Origin of the sequence: Eudoraea sp. (genome assembly GCF_049669105.1) — a bacterium.
Lineage (GTDB): Bacteria > Bacteroidota > Bacteroidia > Flavobacteriales > Flavobacteriaceae > Eudoraea.
On record NZ_JBATKE010000068.1, the window covers coordinates 66,503 to 89,479 of the forward strand.

The following is a 22,977-nucleotide window of genomic DNA, read 5'->3' on the forward strand; positions in this document are numbered from 1 at the left end:
ATTGTTTTAAATATCCAAATCCACAAATTATATTCGTTCTGCTATTCGCAGCCTTGCACTGCGTGCTCTGCTATTCTTCGAAATTTCAGCGGCAGAGGGAACAATTAATCCGCCTACCTTTTTAAACGGAACATTAATATTTCCGTAAAAGTCCTTTTCCGGTTCACTCGAAAAACTACCTGCTCTAATGAATCTTTTAACCAATCTATCTTCCAATGAGTGGTAACTAATTAAACTCAGCCGGCCACCTTTATCCATGATCTCAGGAGTTTGCAATAAAAATTCTTCTATTGCCACTAATTCCTGATTTACTTCAATGCGTATTGCCTGATATACCTGTGCTAAAATCTTGTTTTCTCTAAACTTTGGCAGATATTCCTTCAATACCATTTTTAGGTCTGCGGTTGTTTTAACAGGCTCTTTTATCCGATGTTCTATAATAGTTTTCGCCATTGCATCTGCGCGTCGCAAATCGCCATAACGAAACAATATATTTCTAAGATCATCATAGGCATAAGAATTAATCACTTCATAAGCACTCTTCTTATTTCTAGAACTCATCCTCATATCCAAATCGGCGTCAAAACGGGTAGAAAAACCCCGCTCAGCCTTATCAAACTGATGGGAAGAAACTCCAAAATCTGCTAAGATTCCGTCTACTTTCCGAATGCCATAGAACTTTAAAAACTGCTTTATATACCTAAAATTTTCGTTGATCAGAGTAAACCTATCATCTGCAATTACATTTTTCAAAGCTTCTTCATCCTGATCAAAAGCAAACAATACACCCCCACTGCCCAATCTTCTTAAAATCTCTTTGGAATGTCCACCCCCGCCAAAAGTCACATCTACATAAATTCCATTTTCCAATATGTTGAGACCGTCAACAGACTCCTTTAATAAAACCGGGTTATGATAGTTCGTCTCCATCATCACCCATTACCTCTTCCGCTAATTCTGCAAAATTTTCAGCAGTTTCATCAATTACTTTTTCATAGCTATCCTTATCCCAAATCTCAATAATATTTATAGCCGAACTCAAAACAACTTCCTTGCTAATCCCAGCAATGGAAACCAGGTTTTTAGGTATAAGCAATCTGCCTGTCCCATCTATTTCTATGGGTTTCACACCGGCTGAAAACCGCCTGATGAAATCATTGTTCTTCTTCTTGAATCTGTTCTTCTTATTCATTTTTTCCATCAACAAATTCCATTCATCCATTGGATACAGTTCCAGGCAAGGCTGAAACACGGAGCGTTTTATGACAAAGCCCTTGTTTAGAACAGGGGCCATCTGGTTTTTGAGGGTGACGGGTATCATTATCCGCCCTTTAACATCAGCTTTGCAATCATATGTCCCTATAAAACTTATCACTTAAATCGGCTGGTTTTCTAATATAAACTCAAATATATAGAAATTATTACCACAATTTACCACAATTTACCACTTTGTTGAAAAAAAATCCGTGCGCGTAGAGAAATATAGTGCCAAGTCCGGCCATTTTAGAAGCTGCTGCTAATAGCGGGATGTCTTTATTTTTGAAAAAAAATATGGTATTGTAAAGGTACCTTCTTTTTTGCATAAGTATTTGTATTATTAGGAAATGTCTATATTTGCCCACTGAAGCCAGAAGCAGTATTTAATGGAAGAACACATTAAAAAAGAAGGAAAATATAAGTTTATTGAGGTAGGAGAAGGAACTCCTATGATTATTCTTCACGGTCTTATGGGAGGACTCAGTAATTTTCACGGGGTAACCAATTATTTTCCAAACAAAGGCTATAAAGTTTTAATACCTGAATTGCCAATCTACTCTTTGCCATTGTTAAAAACCAATGTAAAAAACTTTGCCAGGTTCCTTGAAAAATTTATTGAATTCAAAGGACTTAAAGATGTGATTTTATTAGGCAATTCCCTTGGAGGTCATGTAGGTTTATTACATACCAAACTTTATCCTAAAATGGTGAAAGCTCTTGTAATTACAGGAAGTTCCGGTCTTTACGAAAGTGCCATGGGAGATGGCTATCCCAAAAGAGGGGATTATGAATTTATTAAAAAGAAGGCGCAGGATGTTTTTTACGACCCTGCAGTAGCTACTAAAGAAATTGTGGATGAAGTATTTGCCACTGTAAATGACAGAAGGAAATTGGTGAAGACACTGGCCATTGCCAAAAGTGCCATAAGACACAATATGTCTAAGGATTTACCGAATATGAAGACTCCAACCTGTATAATTTGGGGAGAAAATGATTCCGTAACCCCACCAAATGTTGCTCGGGAATTTCATGAATTACTGCCGGATTCAGAACTATTCTGGATAAAGGAGTGTGGTCATGCGCCTATGATGGAACATCCTAATGAATTCAATGTCATTCTGGACGAATGGTTACAGAAGCGTAAATTCTAACTTACATACTGTCATGAAGATAAAGTCTGCCGACTTTTTGATGAGCAACTCCAGTGTAGAGAAGTGCCCCAACCAGCCTTTACCCGAATATGCCTTCATAGGAAGATCAAATGTTGGAAAATCTTCATTGATAAATATGCTTACTTCTCGCAAGAGTTTGGCAAAAACATCAGGGAGACCTGGAAAAACACAACTTATCAATCATTTTAAAATAAATAATCAATGGTTCCTGGTTGATCTTCCAGGATATGGATACGCTCGCGTATCTAAAAAGGACAAAAAAACTTTTCAGAAATATATTACTGATTATTTCCTTAAAAGAGTGCAATTAGTAAGTGCCTTTCTATTAATTGATATACGACACGAAGCCCAGAAAATAGATCTTGAGTTTATGCAATGGATGGGTGAGAACGGCATTCCCTTTTCCATAATATTTACCAAAGCAGACAAGCTTAAACCCAAAGCGATTGAAAGAAATGTAAAGAATTACTTAGATCAACTACTTTTAGGAGCATGGGAAGAAGTTCCAAATCATTTTGTCACTTCTTCTTCAAATGGCATGGGCAAGGAAGAGGTTTTAAACTATATTGAAGCAATAAATACGGGGTTCTTTAAGGAAAAATAAAACTCACTGCCCTACGCCGTAATTTCCTTGCCTCTTTTTTTGATTAAATCAATTAAGGCTTCCATTTTTTCCAATTCATTGAGTTCTTTCGCAGAAATAAATACCTGTAATTCATCATTTAAGGCTATCAGAACAATCGGGAACTCAAATTTATGCCCGAATTTAGATGCGTATTGTTTTTTAAATTCATCCTTATGTAAAAACTCCATGATCCAGTCCACTTCTTCCCGGAATTTCTTCCAGGCTTTTTTTTCATTAAATACACCAAAGGTTAAATCACATAGATTACACTGATATGTATTCGGACTTAATGCTTTATGAGCCCCATCTAAAAGGGCATTTCGCAATCCTGAATTGGCATTATAAATAAAAATTAACCGGGCTTCGTCGTGGTTTTCCATAAATAAATTTATACATTTAATTAAGTACTGAAAATGTACTTTACAGCATAGTTTCTAGTCAACAAAAATACTCAATTCTTACACCTTCTATCTTTAATCAGTTCTTTTATGTTTAAACTTATAAAATGTTGCCTGCTGCTGTGTGCTATGCAATGGCAGACAAGCTTTGCTCAGCCGCAATTTACGCTATTACCCTCCCCTTTTAAAAATATAGATACTCTTGCTACCAACGACTGGTGGAACAGAGCTCCTAATGAAATTATCAATCTCAAAGTAAACAGAGATAGTGTTGTCGCTTTCGGTCTTTATACTGTACATGCCAATGTCCTTAAATTATCTGCGCAGCTTTATCCGCTTTATCCCAACGAATCAAGGACAATTAAATTAGCGCTTTACCAGGATGGAAAATGGAAAGTAGTCCAAAGACAAAATGCAAACGAATTAGGCTGGTCTGCACTTTTCAGGATAGAAAATTGGGACCATTCAAAAGATACAAAATACAGAATTACTCATGGGGAACGAGCTTATTTTGAAGGAACAATTCGAAAAAATCCGGATTATAAAAATGAAATTGTAATGGCGGCACTTTCCTGTAATTCAAACAGAGATAGGGGTTTGAGGGAAAATTATGTAAGGAATATTAATTACCAGGACCCAGATCTCATCTTTTTTGCAGGTGATCAGTCTTATGATCATACGGAGCATACAGCTGCATGGCTTAAATTCGGGCTTCAATTCAGGGAAACTTTCAGGAACAGACCCTGTATTACTATTCCTGATGATCACGATATTGGGCAAGGTAACCTTTGGGGAGAAAATGGTAAATTATCTACCGCAAAAGGAGGCAGTGATGGCGGGTATACCTATCATCCGGAATATGTAAAAATGGTGGAGAGGTGCCAAACTGCTCATCTTCCGAACCCCTATGATCCAACACCTATTGAACAAGGCATTGGTGTATACTACACGAATCTTACCTTGGGAGGTATTGATTTTGCCATAGTAGAAGACAGAAAATTTAAATCCGGACCTGAAGGCAAGATTCCACAGCAAGGTCCGCGTCCTGACCATATAAGGAATCCCGAGTACGATCCTAATTCCATTGATTTGGAAGGTTTGAGTTTATTAGGTGAAAGACAACTAATCTTTTTAAAGGACTGGGGCAGTAAAAATTTAGAGTCCATTAAAGTGGTGTTGTCTCAAACAGGATTTTGTGGAGGTGCCCATATCCATGGGTCATTGGACAACAGATTGCATGCAGATTTGGATTCTAATGGCTGGCCACAAAGTGGCAGAAACAAAGCATTGCGCTTAATTAAAAGCGCAAATGCAGTTCATATAGCAGGAGACCAACATCTGGCTACCGTTATTCAGCATGGTATCAATGACTTTAGGGACGGACCATGGGCTTTTATCGTACCTGCAATTGTAAATGACTATTACAGCCGCTGGTGGTGGCCTGAAGATGAACAAGCAGGGGTTAATCCTAACAAAAGTACATCACTATCATGGACTGGCGATTATTTGGATGGTTTTGGTAATAAAATAAGTATGATGGCCTATGTAAATCCTGAAAGTCCTTCCAAGGGAGGAGGTTATGGCCTAATCAGATTTAACAAAAACCAGAAGAATGTAACTTTTGAATGCTGGCCCAGGAATTCTGATGTTACAACAGGTAAAGCATCTCAATTTGAGGGGTGGCCAATTACCATAACCTTAGACTAATCCTTTTTTAATTCAAGCTTCTCTGCAAAATAGGCGCAAAAATCCTTCATGGTTGTCGTCATTTTTTCGTCCTGCGTAGCCTTCATAAAAGTATCGGACATAGCCAACAGGGTTTGATGAAAGAAAATTTTCATTTCATCTACAGGCATATCTTTAGTCCATAGATCTATTTTTAAGGATTCCTGGTTCTTACTGTCCCACACTGACAATAACATGGCTTTTGCATCCTCGTTTACAATACCGCCATCTTCTGCGGACCAGGTTAGCTCTTCTGGAACACGATTTTCATCCAGGCCCACTTTTAGCGTTATTTGAGAAGTATGTAATTTTCCCATGATTTATTTTTTGGGTTTATAATTTGATTTTTTAAAAATTTCATCGGCGGACAGGTCCAGTAATTGATTAAGTTTAATATCATTGTTATTCATAAATGCCCTTACTATTTGCCATCCCATATAGCGGCCCAGCCTTCCCGGAGATTCATTATCCAGCTCTAATCTGAATTTTGAAAAAGGAGCCGGATCTAAAAACCGGGGAGCCAACATATTGTCTGTACTGTAAAGTATTTCCCGTTCAATAAAATAACGCCAAATCTGTTCCTCATTGGCCTGAGCCCATTCTATTTCCTCAGGCGTATATACTATTTTTTGGGCATCAGTAGCAAGAGGCATTAACCTGTCTTTAAGATATAACTCTTTCCCATAGTATATCATCTGTGCTAAAAAAGTACGGTCAGAAGGGTAGCGGAGCTTGGTTTTGCCAAAAGCACTTGCAACATCGCTTATTAAATAAGTTTTGTCAAGTCCGGCTGCAATATACCGTTCTATTCCTCCATAAAACTTATGGTCTTTCCCAAGATAATTATCCAAACCGATAAGTAAAAGTGTGTCTGCCAAAATTACACGATTCGTATAGTCTACATCAGAAATAACGGTAATAACCTCTGGTGTCCGGTAATTAGGAAAGTGGTATACAACATGTTTAAAGAAAAGTTCGAGGTCTGCTGTTTCCTTATCAAAATTGGGAAAAGTCCTATTTACTTCGCTAAATATTTCATTCTGCAAGGTATCTTTCAATTTTGCAATCCAAACACTATCTGAATACTGTTTTGGAAACAGGTAAGGGAATTTTTGTTTTAGTTTGGGTATGTCTCCGGGTGTTGCCTCCGCAAATTCCCGATCAAAACGCAGCACAGTCAGATTTAATTGAATCTTTGAAATATCTTCGGAAACCCTTGTTTCATCTTTACAAGAATGGAGACTAATAAGAATAACTAAAACCGCAATAAATCTTGTTTTCATATAAAGTAATTACTCTTCAGTTTTATTATTAAAGGTATAGGCTTTATTTTTATCGCAGCAAAGTTAGTATTTCCATATAATAATGTACCCTATGCAAACAGAAAAGGTAATAGCACATATTGTAAACTGGTTAAAGGCATATGCCACAGAGGCAAAAATCAAAGGATTTGTTATAGGTGTATCGGGTGGGATAGACTCCGCGGTTACTTCAGCTTTATGTGCAAAAACAGGTTTAGACTTATTATGCATAGAGATGCCAATCCATCAAGGTGAAAAACAGGTGACCAGGGCATCCAATCATATTGCATGGTTACAGCAGAACTTTGACAATGTATCCAGACAAGCTGTGAATCTCACTTCGGTATTTGACAATCTCGTAGCATCATTGCCATCAGTTGACAATGAAGAAGACAGGTTTATGTCTTTAGCGAACACCCGAGCGAGACTTCGCATGACAACGCTCTACTATTTTGCCGCTTTAAAGAATTATCTGGTTGCAGGAACAGGAAATAAGGTGGAGGATTTTGGAATTGGTTTCTACACTAAGTATGGGGATGGAGGCGTTGATCTTAGTCCAATTGCCGATCTTCTCAAAACTGAGGTTTACGAAATTGCCAAGTATTTGGGTATTAATGAAGAAATTATTATTGCTCCCCCAACGGATGGCTTGTGGGGTGACTCACGAACGGATGAAGATCAGATAGGGGCTTCTTATCCGGAATTAGAATGGGCCATGGAAATGAATAACGCGGGGAAGAAGGCCGATGAATTCAATGGAAGAGAAAAAGAAGTATTTCTCATCTTTAAAAGATACAACACGATGAATCAACATAAGATGCTTCCTATACCGGTTTGCGAAATTCCCGTAAGCCTAAAATAACATCTTGACTAAGAATCAGTTAATTAAGACGAATAATGACTCCATTATTCTCTATAATCGAGAAAAAAAGTACACTTTTGTTTAAGAAATTAGATAATTTAACCTTACATTGCATGTCAGTATTTTTAGACGTTTGTTAGCGTTAAAATCTAGAAAACCAATCAAAATGATCAAAGTTTTAATCGCAGATAATCATCCAATAGTCAGAATGGGAATTAAGAATGTACTAAATTCATCTTCCGGTTTTGAAGTTATTGATGATGCTGCCACTACTACTGAACTTTTTACAAAATTAGAGACGTTGAATCCGGATGTTGTTATACTTGAAATGGACATACCGGAAATTAATGGAATAGCTAGCCTGAGAAAGCTTAAACAGGAATACCCGGACATAAAGGTATTGATCTATAGTGGTCAATCTGAAGACGTTTATGCACTTAGTACTATAAGGGCAGGTGCATTTGGTTATCTTTCAAAAACTGCAGATTTGGATTACATAATTACCGCGGTTAGAAAAGTAAGTGAGGGTAATATGTTTATCACTAATGAATTGGCTCAACGACTGGCCTTCGATGAAGGAACTCAAAAGCCCCGTAGGTTTTTCAGAAAGTTGTCTACCCGAGAAGTTGAGGTTCTTAAGCTTCTGGCCAGCGGAAAGCGAAACAAAGACGTTGCCCTAGGCTTGAATCTAAATGAAAAAACTGTTAGCACGTACAAAGCTCGTTTAATGAAAAAATTAAATGTTGATAATCTTGTGGATTTGCTTCAACAAGCAAAGGCCTTGGAATTGTACTAAGTTCAGATTTGTAAATAATTGTAACCCTGGCCAAAGTGTCGGGGTTTTTTATATCCCTGAGGCACAACTTAAAGAGCTACCCGGGCAAATGTATTATGAGAGCACCCTATTTAACTTCTTATTTAAGAGTTTGTTTAATTGAAGGTAGTTCATTATCTCTTCCAGGGTTTCCTTATGATCACCATTCAAATCTTCTGTGTTTTCCTGCAGCGATGTAATCCTCTTTTGAATTAGAAAGCATCTTAAAGTTAAAATTGTTTCACTTACTAATTGGGAAATACTTTTTTCTTTGTCTTTTGGATAGATATCTTTTCGCTCCCAGTGATGCAGCTCATACTTTTCCTCTTCCATTAATATCGAAGAAATTTGAGCTACCATTTCCTGATCTAGTTCAGTCATAAACGTGGAGATGGAAAAGTCTTCTTTCTCATTTAGCCCTTCTATTAATTTGTAATAGATATTTCTGAATTTATCATGGGTGAGTTCTATTTCATCTTCCTGAAGGTCCAGGTATACCTTTTCATATACTTTTGCTTCCATATTTTCAGGTTCCAGAACAAGATCGCCCTCCTCATTTTCTTTCAGAATAAGGTCCTCAAATTCCTGAAGTTCATTCCCGTAAAGCAGAAGCATTTCAATAATCTTTTTTTCCAACTCATATTGCACATCCAGCTTTTCCTCTTTTTGGCTATGCTTAACAACCTCGAATGCTATATGCTCCTGTCTGGCTGTTGTTGCCGCATCCGTCCGTTCTTTCCTTCCAATCTGCGCAAGTGTATTAAATAAAACATCTTCTGAAATATTCATTATATGTGCACACTCCTGAATATAGATCTCACGTTTTATCCTATCCGGGATTTTAGAGATGCTGTTTACGATTTCGCGAATAGTATCAGCCTTTTTTATTGGATCATTTGCCGCATCTTTGGCCAGCAAGGAAGTTTTAAACTGTATAAAATCCTTAGAGTTCTCCTTCAGATAAAGTATAATCTCGTCTACTTCATTGTTCTTGGCAAAACTATCGGGGTCTTCTCCTTCGGGAAAAGTGCAGACTTTTACATTCATTCCTTGCTCAAGAATAAGGTCAATCCCTCTCAAGGATGCCCGTAAACCCGCGGCATCACCGTCAAATAAAACTGTAATATTTTTAGTAAGCCTGTTTATTAATCGTATTTGCTCTGGTGTAAGTGCTGTACCACTGGAGGCTACCACATTATGTATTCTTTTTTGATACAGTTGGATAACATCTGTATAGCCTTCAACCAAATAGCAGTTATCCTCCTTAGCGATCGCTTGCTTAGCAAAATATATACCGTATAGCACTTTACTCTTATGGTAAATTTCGCTTTCCGGGGAATTCAGATATTTGGCTGCTTTTTTTTCATTTGAAAGTATCCGGCCCCCAAATCCAAGAACACGGCCACTCATGGAATGGATTGGAAACATTACTCTGCCCTTAAATCTGTCAAATTTTTTTGAGACTCCAGGGTTGTTAGCATCTTCTTTTACAATTGTCAGTCCGGTTTTTTGTAAAAATTCCTGCTGATATCCTTCTTCAAGAGCGGAATTGGTAAAAGCGTCCCACTGGTCCAGGCTATATCCCAGTCCAAACTTTTTAATGATATCATCGGTAAAACCTCTTTCCCTGAAATAGCTAAGTCCAATAGCCTTCCCCATTTCCTTCTCCCAAAGTGTCTTCTCAAAATATTGCTGGGCATATTCAGAAACCAGATACATACTTTCACGTTCATCGGCCTGTTCCTTTTGCTCATCGGTACGCTCTGTTTCTTCAATTTCAATATTGTATTTCCTTGCGAGATATTTAATGGCCTCGGGATAGGTAAAATGTTCGTGTTCCATTAGGAATGCCACAACGTTTCCGCCCTTACCACTACTAAAGTCCTTCCAGATTTGTTTTACGGGTGAAACCATAAAACTTGGAGTGCGTTCATCTGTAAAGGGACTCAAACCTTTAAAATTGGAACCAGATTTTTTTAATTGTACAAAATCCCCAATTACCTCCTCCAGGCGGGCGGTTTCATAAACTTGATCAATGGTGAATTTTGAAATCAATGTAGCAAATTATGTGAGCTGTAAAAATAAGCAAATTGAATGCTTTAAAATAACGTATTTTTAAGATACAAACAGATTGTGAACGATTATTTTAACCATGAACCGTAATTAAACAGCGATGATCTTATTTTTTGGAATACGGCCTGGAAACACAACAACCATAAACATGAGACATATAAAATGTACTCACTGTAATCAGAACGATACGCTTTCAGGTGAAAGTACACCCAATTTTTTTCATTTATTCTGGATTCCCCTATTTCGGGTGTCAACAACGCAGATAATACGTTGCAATCATTGTAAAAAAGGGTATTACAAGGAGGATTTTACAAAAGAAATGCAAGCTGCTTTTGAAAATTAATGCATAATTCTAATAAAAAGAATAGCTGTCTCAGGCATAATCAAACATAGAGAAAATATACATGAGACAGAATTCCGGCTTTTCTAATTTTAAATATCGAACCGTAGTCCCATTGAAATATTCCTTTGCTCAACTGACGGGCTCTTGAAAATAGGATTTAGGTCGTACTTAACATAGAGCAGAAAACAATCCACTCCCATGTAAGCACTTAGTCCATAGATGAACGGATTACTGTTTAAACCGCCTTTTATTTTTAACTTTTGGTTCGATCCGTTTTCATTGTATTTAAGCTTCTGGCGAGTCCCCAAATTAAAACCTCCATATCCCCCCAAACCAATTCTAAATTGATGTCTTAAGGAGTATTTTACGTAATTTCCGGAAGTCCTTGTTCTGGAAGGACCAAATTCAAAATGAATAGGGAATACCAGGTTGTCCAATTTTAATTTAGACTTACTGAGATTAAACGGAAACTCTTCCTGTACTGTTTCTCCCTGGTCATTAACAACGTAATAGAGATTATCCTTCGATTTTAACCCATTGAATTGAAAAGAAAATCCATAATGAAACCTCACTGCATTCGTATTCTTAAATACCCTTGTTCTCCACGCCCAACCCATTTCAAAAAATCTGCTTCCCCATACCTTATAGGGTGTGTCATTGAGTGACTGTCCTTCTATAATTGCATTGTTTAAACCAAAGGCAATAATTAGGTCTGAATATGTTCGACGACCATATTTTGGCCAACCATACTTATTATCTGTTATTTCCCATTCATCCCCGTCTATTCTTATAACAAGACCATCTTCGTCATCCCGGGATTTATCATCTTTCTGATCATTCAACACCTCGCCTTTATTGCGCTCCAATAAAGCAATTTCGTTATCTATTATTGCCAGTCTGTTCTCAATATTTAAGGCTCGTTTCCTGGCAGCGTCTTCTTTAAGCTTATTTGCTTCATCAGCGCTAATTTCGCCCTTATCCGAACGTTTATTAATAGCTTCCACTTCATTTTTTAAGGCTTCTTTTTCCTCAAGTGTAATCTTTTCTTTCTGTTCTTTAAGTACTTCAATCTTGTCTTTATAATTGTCTTGTGCCACCATCGTATTGGCTATAAAAGAAATTAAAAGAACTACTAAATAGGTGCTGATTGTTTTCATTTTGATTTTTGATTAATTATTGATGAATAAACTCCTTACTGTTTCCTCAAACTCAATTGAAGAAATTATATAAAAGAATGCGTTTGATTAATTATTGCGATCCGCAACCGCGATTCTCACTTTGTTATAGCCAGACTTAAGTTTATCGAAAATCTGATCCCGGAATGACTGATCCAACTCATCTTCCACTTGTGAAAGCAATGTCGATGGATTAACTGTGTTGTCAGAATTTAAAAGGTTTTGTGTCATAATTTCTTTTTGCGCCTGTCTTAGGAGGGAATCTACTTCCAAATCTGTCAGCTCTTTGTTGTTTTCTTCCAATGCATTTACTCTGGCCAATACCTCCGCTATTTTAGTATCAAATAGCTCATTTGAATCTTCCGGTGTTTTATTTTGGAGTTCTTCAGTATCTGCCAGTTTAGCATCTTCTGATATAACCAATTCTCCTTTAGATTCCTTTTTTGGCACTGTCGTTGACTTTTCTTTGTCCGCTTCATTGGAATCCTCTACCGCAGTCATTAAGCTTTCTTCCTCCAGAACGGGCGCTTTCAAAAGTTCTTCTTTTTCTATGTCAACAAAAGGCGTTGATGGTTTAGTAGCAACCTGCATCTCTTGATTTAAAGTCGCATCATCAGTTGTAAAGTAGAACACAGATAGTATCAATATTCCAACAAAACCCGCCGCAATCCCATACCAGAAATATCCCGTTCCCTTTGGCTTGTATTCAATATTGATCTGTCCTTTAATTTTATGCCAGGCAGCCTCTGAAGGTTTAATTTCACTTCCCTTTAAGGTTTCCTTAATATGATTTTCAAATTTAGTGGGTTCCATAACCGAGTATACTTTGTTCTTTTAATTTTTCCTGCAATAATCTCCTGGCCTTAAACAACTGGGATTTGGATGTGCCTTCTGAAATATCCAACATTTCAGCTATTTCCGAATGCCTATACCCTTCTATCGCGTAAAGGACAAAAACTACTTTATAACCTTCAGGCAAATTGTCAATCATCCGCTGAATATATTCAATATCCATTGAAGAAGAGAAGGTAATTTGGTTTGGAATATTATACTCATAAACCTCATCATCAAAGACCACAAATTGTTTTTTTCTGAGATAAGAAATAGCTTCTCTAACCATGATTTGCCTGATCCAACCTTCAAAGCTTCCTTCATGCCTAAATGAATTCAAACTTTTAAATACTTTCACAAAACCATTGATCATTACATCTTCGGCATAATGCAGGTCTTTAATGTACTGTCTGCATACTCCCAGCATCTTAGGGGCAAATTTCTCATAAATAGCCCGTTGTGCATTAGGATGACCTGCAATTGCTTTCCTGATCAGCACTTTTTCATTATTGTAAAAAGAAATAATTTTCAAGCGTTTCATTTTAGCCTTCTATAGATAAAGACGTTCTGGAAATCAAAAACGTTGCCCGAAATCTGAAATATTTTAGAATTAATTAATAACTCCTTGTAAATGTTATGGTTAGGAGTTACTTTTTTCTATCAACCACATAACTTACCATAAGCTTAAGAGCATCTTTATACTCAGAATCCGGGTAGGTATTTAAAAGTTCCAAGGCCTTATTTTTAAACTCGTTCATTTTAGTTTCTGCGTAAGAAAGACCTCCCTTTTCTTTTACAAGGGCGATTACTTCTTTAACGCGCGACTTATCCTTGTTATAATTTTTTACTGAGTTAATAAGCCATTTTTTCTCTTTGGGGGTACTGTTATTGAGCGCATAAATTAAAGGCAAGGTCATTTTTTGCTCCTTAATATCTATTCCTGTGGGTTTACCAATTTTTTCCTCTCCATAATCAAAAAGGTCATCCTTAATCTGAAATGCCATCCCACAAAGCTCCCCAAACTTTCGAAAGGTTTCAACATCTGTGCTATCGGGCTTTACGGAACATGCTCCAAGGCTGCAACAGGCAGCAATAAGGGTTGCCGTTTTTTGTCTGATTATTTCGTAATATACCTCCTCGGTAATATCTAATCTTCTGGCTTTTTCTATCTGAAGTAATTCTCCCTCGCTAATTTCACGGATAGCAACGGAAATAATTTTAAGCAAATCAAAATCTTCATACTCTACAGAAAGCAGCATTCCTTTCGAAAGCAGATAGTCTCCAACCAAGACAGCGATTTTATTTTTCCACAGTGCATTTATGGAGAAGAAACCCCTGCGTTTGTAACTATCATCAACTACATCATCGTGCACCAAAGAAGCTGTGTGTATTAATTCTATCACCGATGCCCCACGATATGTCCTTTCATTGACTTCCCCATTATTAACGAGCTTGGCCGTTAGGAATACAAACATTGGCCGCATTTGCTTTCCTTTTCGGTTTACGATATAATAAGTGATTCTATTAAGAAGTGCCACCTTGGTGGACATGGAATCACGGAACTTTTTTTCAAAGAGCTCCATTTCTTCATTGATCGGTTCCGTTATTTGCGCGACAATTTTCAATAGTATTGATTTTATCAATGATGAACGATAAATTTAGGGAAAATAACAAGGGGAATGAAGTGAGAATAAAGAAATAAGAAATTCATTCTGATCCCTGGTCCGACTTAGTTTTATTTTATCTGAACTGACGGCAAAGTGCAATTCTAAATTGCGCCCCTAATTATATAGATTTGTTAGCCAATTGTCCGCAAGCCGCATCAATATCTTTGCCTCTTGACCGGCGAACTGTGACGGTTATTCCATTTTGTTCCAGAGCCTCCACATATTTATTAATAGCTTCATTAGATGCCTGCTTAAAGTAGGAATCATCTATCGGATTATACTCTATCAGATTTACCTTTGAAGGTGCAAATCTGCAAAACGCTATTAAAGCCTTAATATCCTTATCCTTATCATTAATATCTTCCCAAACGACATACTCGTAAGTAATCCTGCTTTTTGTTTTGGAATACCAATAGATCAAAGAATCTCGCAGCTCCTTAAGATTAAAGGTGGCATTGAAGGGCATAATAGAAGTACGTACTTCCTCGATTGCTGAATGAAGAGAAACGGCTAGTTTAAATTTGACTTCCTCATCGGCTAGTTTTCTGATCATTTTTGGGACCCCGGAGGTGGAAACTGTAATTCTTTTTGGAGACATCCCCAGGCCTTCAGGGGAAGTTATCTTCTCTATAGCCTTCAAAACATTATTATAATTCATCAGGGGTTCACCCATTCCCATAAAGACAATATTACTCAAAGGCCTATTAAAATATAGCTCGCTTTCATTATTGATTACAACCACCTGATCGTAAATCTCGTCCGGATTAAGATTGCGCATCTTTTTTAATCTTGCTGTGGCGCAAAATTTACAATCCAAACTGCAGCCCACTTGACTGGAGACACAGGCTGTGGTTCTTTCTTTTGTAGGGATTAGAACTGATTCTACTACTAATCCATCGTGCAATCGAACGGCATTCTTTATTGTACCATCAGAACTTTTCTGTAATTGATCTACTTTAATGTGATTAATTACAAAACAACCTTCCAGTTTTTGACGGGTTTCTTTGGATAGATTAGTCATTGCGTCAAATGAATGTGCAGATTTATGCCACAACCATTCATACACCTGATTTCCTCGGAATGGCTGCTCCCCTTGATTTTTAAAAAACTCACGAAGTTGCTCCTTAGTAAGCGCCCGAATATCCTTCTTCTTTGAAACCATTTCTTAAGTAAAAAAAATCCTGCCGCACCTATCAGAAAACAGGTAAAGGCAGGATTCTTTATTTAAACAATACATTATTTATATGATGAGCATGGCGTCACCGTATGAGTAAAATTTATATCCTTCAATTATTGCTTCTTTGTAGGCCCTTTTCATAAGATCATGACCCATAAATGCCGAAACCATCATTAAAAGGGTAGATTTTGGCAGATGAAAATTAGTTACCATTGCATTAGCAATACTAAAGTCATAGGGTGGAAATACAAATTTATTGGTCCAGCCATCATACGTATTCAGAGTATGTTCAGATGAAACGGCACTTTCCAGGCCTCTCATAGCCGTTGTTCCAACAGCACAAATTCTTTTCTTTTTAATTTGAGCTGAATTTACAATCTCTGTGGCTTTTTCATCAATCACCAATTCTTCACTATCCATTTTATGCTTGGAAAGGTCTTCTACTTCTACGGGATTAAAAGTACCCAGACCTACATGAAGTGTGAGTTCGGCAAATTTAATACCTTTAATTTCCAATCGTTTTAACAAATGCCTGGAAAAATGCAGGCCGGCTGTAGGTGCCGCTACTGCACCTTCGTGCTTTGCATATATCGTTTGATATCGGGACTCATCTTCAGGTTCCACTTCTCTTTTAATATATTTTGGAAGAGGTGTCTCACCGAGTTCCCTTAATTTCCTTCTAAAGTCGGTATATGACCCATCATAAAGAAAGCGAAGTGTTCTTCCCCTTGAAGTAGTATTATCAATAACTTCGGCCACTAAATTCTCATCATCTCCAAAGTAAAGTTTATTGCCAATTCTGATCTTTCTGGCAGGATCGACCAAAACATCCCATAACCTTTGTTCTTCATTCAACTCACGAAGTAAAAAAACTTCTATTCTGGCACCAGTTTTTTCTTTATTACCATATAACCTGGCTGGAAATACTTTGGTATTATTAAGAACCATTACATCTCCTTCATCAAAATAATCAATAAGATCCTTGAACATTTTATGTTCAATTTTACCGGTATCTTTATGAACGACCATTAATTTGGATTCGTCTCTGTGCTCTGCCGGATATTCTGCCATCAATTCTTTTGGCAATTCAAAACTAAAGTGTGATAATTTCATATATGAATTTTAGTTCGCCTTTTTGACGGCTGCAAATATACAATCCTGAAGTAGGCCTTGTCAAGTAAAAGTGGTATTAAATACCTTTATAGGTCTTTAATATTAAATCCTAGCTGTTCCAAGTCTTTCCAAAAATCCGGGTATGATTTGGAAATAACCTTTGCATCGTTGATCACTATTGCTGTTTTTAAAGCCAGTGGAGCAAATGCCATAGCCATTCTGTGATCGTTATAAGTATCAATTGCCACCCCGGAATTTATTTTATTGGAAGATTCCAGGGTAAGTGAGTTATTGCTTACTAAAACCTTAGCTCCGAGTTTTTTGAGTTCATTTTTTAACGCAACCAACCTATCTGTCTCCTTTATTTTTAATGTGTGTAAACCGGTAAGGTGACAACCAATTCCTAATCCAAAACAAGTAACAGCGACGGTCTGTGCCAAATCAGGTGCATTTGCCAGATCGTAGTAAACTTCTGATTTTTGGTGGATTTTAGTTTTAGACAGAATAACATTATCTTTTTTAAATTCGGTCTTAACCCCAAAATCTTTATATATTTCCTTAAGGATGCTATCTCCCTGCAAACTATCTTTTCTATAGGACGCCAAACCAATTTTGGTGCCTACTTCACAGAGCGCTGTAATACTGTAAAAATAGGAAGCCGAACTCCAATCAGATTCTACTGTTATGGTTATTTCACCTATTTGTTTTTTTGGAAGGACACTTACCGTATTCCCTTCAAATGAGCTGGCTATCCCTATTTGGTCTAACAAGCCCAGCGTCATTTTAATATAGGGAACAGATGTGATAGCACCTACCAGTTGCAATTCCAGCCCATGCTCTAAACTTGGAGCAATAAGCAATAAAGCAGAAATGTACTGACTACTAATATCTGCGGGAAGGCTCACCTTAGATGCATTGAGGGATTTTCCTTTTATCCTCAATGGGGGATAATCCTCATTTTTCAAATAATCGATATCAGCGCCCAAATTTTTCAAGGCATCAACCAATATTTTTATAGGTCGTTCCTGCATTCTCTGTGATCCAGTAAGGGTAACATTCGCTCCTTCCTGAGAAGCGAAAAAGGCTGTTAAAAAACGCATGGCCGTACCCGCATGATGAATATCCACCTTTCCTTCTTTTACCTGAATGCCTTTTTGCATTACAGCAGCATCATCGGAATTGGATAGATTTTTAATTGTAATTCCGGGATAAAGAGCATTTAGCAACAAAAGTCTGTTAGATTCACTCTTGGAACCTGTGACCTTTATTTTAGAGTTCAGGAGATTACTGGACGGGCCTAAGAGGTGTAATTTCAAATTGGTGCTGTTTTAAAACCGAATGCAAAGATACTACTATTTCAATTTTTTATTGTTTTGGTGCCTGTCGTGATCGCGTTTTGCTTTCATATCCAGTTTGCGATCAAAAGCTTGCTGCAGATCAATTCCGGTCTGGTTTGCCAAACATAGAACAACAAAAAGAACATCGGCCAATTCTTCTCCCAAATCCTTTTCTTTATCCGATTCTTTCTCACTTTGTTCTCCATACCGCCTGGCAATAATACGAGCAACTTCCCCAACCTCTTCTGTGAGCTGGGCCATGTTTGTCAATTCATTAAAATAGCGAACGCCATGATCTTTTATCCAATTGTCAACAGCTAATTGTGCATTTTCAATTTTCATAAGTCTTTATTTTTTGTGTCAATTATTATAGTAACCGGACCATCATTTACCAAGGAGACTTTCATGTCGGCACCAAAAACACCTGTGCCTATCTGTTTTCCTAATTCTGTTTCCATCTGATTCACGAAAGATTCATAAAGAGGAATAGCGATATCGGGTTTTGCAGCCCTGATGTAGGATGGTCTGTTCCCTTTTTTGGTTACTGCATGTAAGGTAAACTGACTCACCACAATAGCGTCTCCCCCGGTTTCCAATAATGATTGGTTCATCACACCATGTGCGTCATTAAAAATTCTAAGGTTTAAAATTTTCTTTGATAACCATACAATATCATCCGAGGTATCAGAATCCTCAATTCCTAACAATACCAAAAAACCCCATCCAATTTGAGAAATTGTTTCGTTATTTACAACAACGCTTGCAGAGGATACTCTTTGTATTACCGCCCTCATACTTCTTCGTAATTGTCCATTCTATAGGTATCTTCCTCCCCGGTTACAATCTGAACATAACTCCGATACCTGCTCCATGACACTTCATCTTTATCCAATGCGGCTTTAACTGCACATTTGGGTTCGTCTAAGTGAAGGCAGTTATTAAACTTACAATTGATTTTAAGTCTAAAAAATTCGGGAAAATAATCTCCTATCTCATACTTGTCCATATCCACCATACCAAAGCCTTTAATCCCTGGAGTATCTATAATCCTGGCTCCCAAATTCAAGTCATACATTTCTGCAAAAGTCGTAGTATGTTGTCCCTGAAAGTGCTGATCAGAAATTTCGGTTGTCTTTATATTTAACTCAGGTGCTATGGAATTAATGAGAGTGGATTTTCCCACTCCTGAATGCCCCGCAAACATACTCGTATGTTCCTTCATCATGTCTTTTACCTTATCAACATTCTTTCCGGTTTTTGCAGAAATCCCTATACATGTATAGCCAATTTCCCGATACAAAGCGGCCAAATACTTTACTTCTGCCAACTCATCCTCATTATACATATCTACTTTATTGAAAAGGAGTACTGTTTTTATATCATAGGCTTCAGAGCTTGCCAGAAATCGATCAATAAAAATAGTATACGTTCTTGGATTCTTAAGCGTGACCAATAAAAAAACCTGATCAATGTTAGCCGCTATAATATGCGTTTGTTTCGAAAGTTTAACCGATTTTCGAATTATATAATTCTTACGATCTTCTATTTTAGAGATAACACCTAAAGTCTCATCCCCAATTTTTTCAATTTCAAATACCACCACGTCGCCCACGGCAATTGGATTTGTACTTTTAATTCCCTTAATTCGGAACTTTCCCTTTATACGACATTCATAAATATCTCCCTCCTTAGTTTTTACGGTGTACCAACTACCGGTAGACTTATAAACAATTCCAAGCATAAATGTTTGCATTTCAATACAAAGAAACGATAATACTTTAATTTCGAAGAGTATAATTGGTTAGGAAAGACCCAAAAAATAGTTATCTAAACTACATTTTATGAAAAAATCACACTTATTGCCTTGCAAATTTTAACTGAGGCCATGGAAGTAAACGCTCAACAATTTGAGGCAATTACCAGTGTAGAATCTATTGTGCCTAATGGTATAGGCAGATCTCGTATTGTGAATACTATGGAAGAAAAAGACTATAAAGCATATATCTTAGTTCAAACAGCTGAGGACAACCCCAGAAATATATTTTAAGCGTGATGAAATTCGAGTAAGAAATTACCAGGAATCAAAACTGCTTAACTTTTATAATATTAGGGGTGTCCGGTTACAGAATATTGCTGTACCGACAGCATGATTACCTCCATTATTAAAACTACGATAATAGATAACTTGGAATTAGCATTTGTGACCAGTGCTGTTGAAAGTGATGGCAAAGGTGACAACAATGGATTCTTTATAACACACCATATTTTCAAAAAATAATTTATAGCAATAAAGAACCCGGTAAAATACCGGGTTCTTTATTTATTGGGTTAACTTATTAGTTTTTAAAAACTATTCTGCCACCGGCTAAAGTTGTTTTATTTACATCTTTTGGATTCCCATAAACATAAACATCACCCCCTGCCTTCACATTGATATCTAATTTTTCTGAAACATAAAGCTCTGCCTCTCCACCTGCGGAGATTTTTACACTTGCTACTTCTGTTAACAACTCCCTGCCTTCAAATACTCCTCCGGTATTCAAAACAATTATTTGATTTTTTGCTAATCCCGATGCCTCAATTATACCTCCCGTCACCGCCTTCATTTCCACATCTTTTACATCCATTCCAATTTTGATATGCGATCCTTCCTGGGCCCTTATCTCAATCTTCTCCTTCTCAATAAGTTCATTACAAACAATTTTAGCTCCTTCATTGCCGTCAATAATCCGAAGATCTGTATAATAAACTTCTACAAAAGTTTCTTCTCCCTGGAACTTTTTATCTAGCTCCATGCGTAATTTTAAGACACCATTTTTATTTACGAATTTGATATCATAAACGTTATGACCTTTTATAATTATCCGATTAGCATCAGACTTAATCAGGTTCACTTCAATTAAGTCATATACCTTTATTTCCTGAAAGTCACCAACCTCCTTCTCCAGCATGCTTTGTGAAAAGGAATTAAGGGAAATAAGCACGATGCAAAGCGATATTATTGTTTTCATATATATTTGTGTTACACGTTTTTTTAAAGACAACATTATTCTTTTTTTGTTACACTTTACATACCAGTTTTATAAATAAAGTTTGGTAAAAAAAATAGCCTCTATTTCTTTAAGACCTCGGCATTAATTATTTTCTCCTGATGATTTATTGATTCCTGGTGTATAGCTTTAAACATGCGAAGAACAAATTCTTCACTCAATCCTTTAGATTCCCCCTCCAGGATCATTTTACCTAATATTGCATTCCAACGGTTCGTTTGAAGAACGGCCACATTGCGCTGCTTTTTCAATTCACCAATCCCATCAGAAACTTTCATTCTTTTGCTAAGAATGTCAATTAGCTGATTATCAATAATATCTATCTGGGTGCGGAGATTATTAATTTTTTGGTTGTATTCTGCTTCCTCATCAGTTTCCTTTCTAATTTTTAGGTCTTCCATGATTTGCACCAATCTTTTAGGAGTTACCTGCTGCGCAGCATCGCTCCAGGCATTATCAGGATCATGATGTGTTTCAATCATTAATCCATCAAAATTCAGATCTAGAGCAGTTTGTGAAATATCAAAGATCAATTCCCTATTGCCACTAATATGTGAAGGATCATTAATCAAAGGCAGGTCTGGAAATTTAGTTTGCAATTCAATAGCCATTTGCCATTCCGGGATATTCCGATATTTGGTTTTCTCATAGGTAGAAAAACCCCGATGTATTACCCCTAACTTTTTAATATTGGCCTTTGATAATCGCTCTACGGCACCCAGCCATAAGGAAAGGTCCGGGTTTACCGGATTTTTAACAAGAACAATTTTATCTGTACCTTCCAAAGCGTCTGCAATTTCCTGAACTATAAACGGGCTAACTGTAGAACGTGCGCCTATCCAAAGCAAATCCACATCATGTTCCAATGCAAGATCAACATGAGCCCTGTTGGCTACTTCTGTAGCTGTCTTAAGACCGGTTTCTTCTTTTACTTTTTGTAACCATTTAAGACCTATAGCTCCAACTCCTTCAAAGTTTCCTGGTCTGGTTCTCGGCTTCCATATACCAGCACGATAGTAGTTTACATCTGTATCTTTAAGCTCATGAGCTATTCCTAATACCTGATCTTCAGTTTCCGCGCTGCATGGCCCTGCAATTACCAGGGGATGTGATAAATTCATATCATCTAACCATGATCTTAAATTTTTTGAATTCTCCATTATTATCTGTCTTTATTATTTTGTGGTATTCCTTTTAATATTGCTTTTATCTTATTGGTATTGTCCATTTCTTTGTAAATTCCGTCAAAATCATTGCCTATTAATTTTTGTTTAAAGGCTTCCAGATTTTGAATATATTCATCCAAAGTCTCTACGACATTCTCTTTATTTTGTTTGAAAATAGGAGTCCACATTGCCGGGGAGCTTTTTGCTAATCTAACCGTACTTTCAAAACCACTGCCCGCCATGTCAAATATGTCACGTTCATTTTTCTCCTTTTCAATTACCGTTTTACCCAGCATAAATGAACTTATATGCGATAAGTGGGAAACATAGGCAATATGCCGGTCATGAGCTTCAGGGTTCATATACCTTATGCGCATTCCCAATCCACTAAAAATATTTAATGCTCTTTCCTGAAGTTTAAATGCTGTTTTCTCTACTTCACAAATTATGTTTGTTTTACCTTCAAACAAACCTGAAATGGCAGCGGAGGGCCCTGAAAATTCTGTCCCTGCTATAGGATGGCAAGCCAGAAAATTTCGTCTTTTTGGATGATCTGCAACTATACTGCAAATTTCTGACTTTGTTGACCCTGCATCTATCACCAAAGAATCGTCACCAATGAGGTCCAATAATTTTGGAAGTTCCTTTACAATAGCATCCACCGGGATACTAACTATAATAATATCAGCCTCTGAAAATTCTTTTGAGCCAGCAATGCCGTCTATAAGTTGAAGCCTAATAGCTTCTTCAAGATGGGATGCACTTGCATCCTTTCCATAGATTGATACCTCCGGATACTTGCGTCTCAGGTCGCGGGCCATTGAACCCCCAATTAATCCGATACCTACTATTATTACATTCATCTTTCCAACTTAAAAGCTTTTACACTAT

26 protein-coding genes are annotated in these 22,977 nt (G+C 37.1%); 7 read left to right on the forward strand and 19 right to left on the reverse strand.

Translation table 11 applies throughout. The annotated features are described in order from the left end of the window. Nucleotides 1–27 precede the first annotated feature (27 nt). The gene (rsmH, locus tag WBM60_RS05800; protein ID WP_424263907.1) at nt 28–933 is read right to left on the reverse strand and encodes a 16S rRNA (cytosine(1402)-N(4))-methyltransferase RsmH; all 906 of its coding nucleotides are present in this window, start codon (nt 931–933) and stop codon (nt 28–30) included. After that, nucleotides 911–1,375 (reverse strand): division/cell wall cluster transcriptional repressor MraZ, encoded by a 465-nt coding sequence (mraZ, locus tag WBM60_RS05805; protein WP_424263905.1) that lies wholly within the window; start codon nt 1,373–1,375, stop codon nt 911–913. The genes rsmH and mraZ overlap by 23 nt, the downstream gene beginning before the upstream one ends. Nucleotides 1,376–1,643: 268 nt before the next feature. Here mraZ and WBM60_RS05810 point away from each other — a divergent pair, with 268 nt between their 5' ends. Beyond that, nucleotides 1,644–2,408: an alpha/beta fold hydrolase gene (locus WBM60_RS05810; RefSeq protein ID WP_424263903.1), complete on the forward strand. Its 765-nt coding sequence runs from the start codon at nt 1,644–1,646 to the stop codon at nt 2,406–2,408. A 13-nt stretch (nt 2,409–2,421) separates the two neighbouring features. Continuing rightward, nucleotides 2,422–3,033 (forward strand): ribosome biogenesis GTP-binding protein YihA/YsxC, encoded by a 612-nt coding sequence (gene yihA, locus WBM60_RS05815; protein WP_424263901.1) that lies wholly within the window; start codon nt 2,422–2,424, stop codon nt 3,031–3,033. Between the two features lie 11 nt (nt 3,034–3,044). Here the strand turns inward: yihA and WBM60_RS05820 are convergent, their stop codons facing one another. Beyond that, nucleotides 3,045–3,434, reverse strand: coding sequence for a GTPase (locus WBM60_RS05820; RefSeq protein ID WP_424263899.1), 390 nt, complete (start codon nt 3,432–3,434; stop codon nt 3,045–3,047). 108 nt (nt 3,435–3,542) lie between these two features. On the opposite strand from WBM60_RS05820, the gene WBM60_RS05825 reads away from it, so the two are divergent. After that, a complete protein-coding gene (locus WBM60_RS05825; protein WP_424282852.1) occupies nt 3,543–5,159 on the forward strand; it encodes a metallophosphoesterase family protein in 1,617 nt (538 codons plus the stop codon). Here the strand turns inward: WBM60_RS05825 and gldC are convergent. After that, entirely contained in the window at nt 5,156–5,494 is a 339-nt protein-coding gene (gene gldC, locus WBM60_RS05830; RefSeq protein ID WP_424263895.1) for a gliding motility protein GldC, read from the reverse strand. The two genes, WBM60_RS05825 and gldC, sit on opposite strands and share 4 nt — an antisense overlap. 3 nt (nt 5,495–5,497) lie before the next feature. Then, a complete protein-coding gene (gene gldB, locus WBM60_RS05835) occupies nt 5,498–6,460 on the reverse strand; it encodes a gliding motility lipoprotein GldB (RefSeq protein ID WP_424276381.1) in 963 nt (320 codons plus the stop codon). A 91-nt stretch (nt 6,461–6,551) separates the two neighbouring features. Between gldB and nadE the strand changes: the two genes are divergently transcribed. Beyond that, a complete protein-coding gene (gene nadE / locus WBM60_RS05840; RefSeq protein ID WP_424263891.1) occupies nt 6,552–7,340 on the forward strand; it encodes an NAD(+) synthase in 789 nt (262 codons plus the stop codon). Nucleotides 7,341–7,506: 166 nt separating this feature from the next. Further along, a complete protein-coding gene (locus WBM60_RS05845; protein WP_299164104.1) occupies nt 7,507–8,136 on the forward strand; it encodes a response regulator in 630 nt (209 codons plus the stop codon). Between the two features lie 93 nt (nt 8,137–8,229). On the opposite strand, the gene dnaG is transcribed toward WBM60_RS05845, so the two are convergent. Further along, entirely contained in the window at nt 8,230–10,209 is a 1,980-nt protein-coding gene (gene dnaG / locus WBM60_RS05850) for a DNA primase (protein ID WP_424263888.1), read from the reverse strand. Nucleotides 10,210–10,375: 166 nt separating this feature from the next. On the opposite strand from dnaG, the gene WBM60_RS05855 reads away from it, so the two are divergent. Then, the gene (locus tag WBM60_RS05855) at nt 10,376–10,570 is read left to right on the forward strand and encodes a zinc-ribbon domain-containing protein (RefSeq protein WP_424276383.1); all 195 of its coding nucleotides are present in this window, start codon (nt 10,376–10,378) and stop codon (nt 10,568–10,570) included. Nucleotides 10,571–10,659: 89 nt separating this feature from the next. On the opposite strand, the gene WBM60_RS05860 is transcribed toward WBM60_RS05855, so the two are convergent. From WBM60_RS05860 to rsgA, 10 genes are all read right to left on the reverse strand, one after another. After that, nucleotides 10,660–11,727: a hypothetical protein gene (locus tag WBM60_RS05860; protein ID WP_424278072.1), complete on the reverse strand. Its 1,068-nt coding sequence runs from the start codon at nt 11,725–11,727 to the stop codon at nt 10,660–10,662. 87 nt (nt 11,728–11,814) lie between these two features. Next, nucleotides 11,815–12,558, reverse strand: a complete 744-nt coding sequence (locus tag WBM60_RS05865) for a hypothetical protein (RefSeq protein ID WP_424263882.1) — start codon at nt 12,556–12,558, stop codon at nt 11,815–11,817. Then, complete coding sequence (locus WBM60_RS05870) at nt 12,545–13,108, reverse strand: RNA polymerase sigma factor (protein WP_424282867.1); 564 nt, start codon at nt 13,106–13,108, stop codon at nt 12,545–12,547. Before WBM60_RS05870 ends, WBM60_RS05865 begins: the two co-directional genes overlap by 14 nt. Nucleotides 13,109–13,223: 115 nt before the next feature. Further along, on the reverse strand, nt 13,224–14,201 hold the full coding sequence (locus tag WBM60_RS05875) for a polyprenyl synthetase family protein (RefSeq protein ID WP_299164111.1): 978 nt from the start codon (nt 14,199–14,201) through the stop codon (nt 13,224–13,226). A gap of 160 nt (nt 14,202–14,361) precedes the next feature. Next, a complete protein-coding gene (rlmN, locus tag WBM60_RS05880; protein ID WP_424263879.1) occupies nt 14,362–15,405 on the reverse strand; it encodes a 23S rRNA (adenine(2503)-C(2))-methyltransferase RlmN in 1,044 nt (347 codons plus the stop codon). A gap of 78 nt (nt 15,406–15,483) precedes the next feature. Further along, nucleotides 15,484–16,533, reverse strand: coding sequence for a tRNA preQ1(34) S-adenosylmethionine ribosyltransferase-isomerase QueA (gene queA / locus WBM60_RS05885; protein ID WP_424263877.1), 1,050 nt, complete (start codon nt 16,531–16,533; stop codon nt 15,484–15,486). A gap of 86 nt (nt 16,534–16,619) precedes the next feature. Beyond that, entirely contained in the window at nt 16,620–17,849 is a 1,230-nt protein-coding gene (locus tag WBM60_RS05890; protein ID WP_424277696.1) for a 3-phosphoshikimate 1-carboxyvinyltransferase, read from the reverse strand. A 36-nt stretch (nt 17,850–17,885) separates the two neighbouring features. After that, nucleotides 17,886–18,212, reverse strand: a complete 327-nt coding sequence (locus WBM60_RS05895) for a nucleotide pyrophosphohydrolase (protein WP_299164118.1) — start codon at nt 18,210–18,212, stop codon at nt 17,886–17,888. Further along, nucleotides 18,209–18,664, reverse strand: a complete 456-nt coding sequence (gene dtd / locus WBM60_RS05900) for a D-aminoacyl-tRNA deacylase (RefSeq protein WP_424282853.1) — start codon at nt 18,662–18,664, stop codon at nt 18,209–18,211. The genes WBM60_RS05895 and dtd overlap by 4 nt, the downstream gene beginning before the upstream one ends. Next, entirely contained in the window at nt 18,661–19,611 is a 951-nt protein-coding gene (rsgA, locus tag WBM60_RS05905) for a ribosome small subunit-dependent GTPase A (RefSeq protein ID WP_424263870.1), read from the reverse strand. Before rsgA ends, dtd begins: the two co-directional genes overlap by 4 nt. A gap of 123 nt (nt 19,612–19,734) precedes the next feature. Here rsgA and WBM60_RS05910 point away from each other — a divergent pair, with 123 nt between their 5' ends. After that, nucleotides 19,735–19,917, forward strand: coding sequence for a hypothetical protein (locus WBM60_RS05910; RefSeq protein ID WP_424282854.1), 183 nt, complete (start codon nt 19,735–19,737; stop codon nt 19,915–19,917). A gap of 289 nt (nt 19,918–20,206) precedes the next feature. Here WBM60_RS05910 and WBM60_RS05915 read toward each other — a convergent pair whose 3' ends face one another. From WBM60_RS05915 to WBM60_RS05925, 3 genes are all read right to left on the reverse strand, one after another. Next, the gene (locus tag WBM60_RS05915) at nt 20,207–20,881 is read right to left on the reverse strand and encodes a head GIN domain-containing protein (protein ID WP_424263866.1); all 675 of its coding nucleotides are present in this window, start codon (nt 20,879–20,881) and stop codon (nt 20,207–20,209) included. Between the two features lie 101 nt (nt 20,882–20,982). After that, nucleotides 20,983–22,080 (reverse strand): chorismate mutase, encoded by a 1,098-nt coding sequence (locus WBM60_RS05920; protein ID WP_424276357.1) that lies wholly within the window; start codon nt 22,078–22,080, stop codon nt 20,983–20,985. A gap of 2 nt (nt 22,081–22,082) precedes the next feature. After that, nucleotides 22,083–22,949, reverse strand: coding sequence for a prephenate dehydrogenase (locus WBM60_RS05925; protein WP_424263862.1), 867 nt, complete (start codon nt 22,947–22,949; stop codon nt 22,083–22,085). Nucleotides 22,950–22,977: the final 28 nt, after the last annotated feature.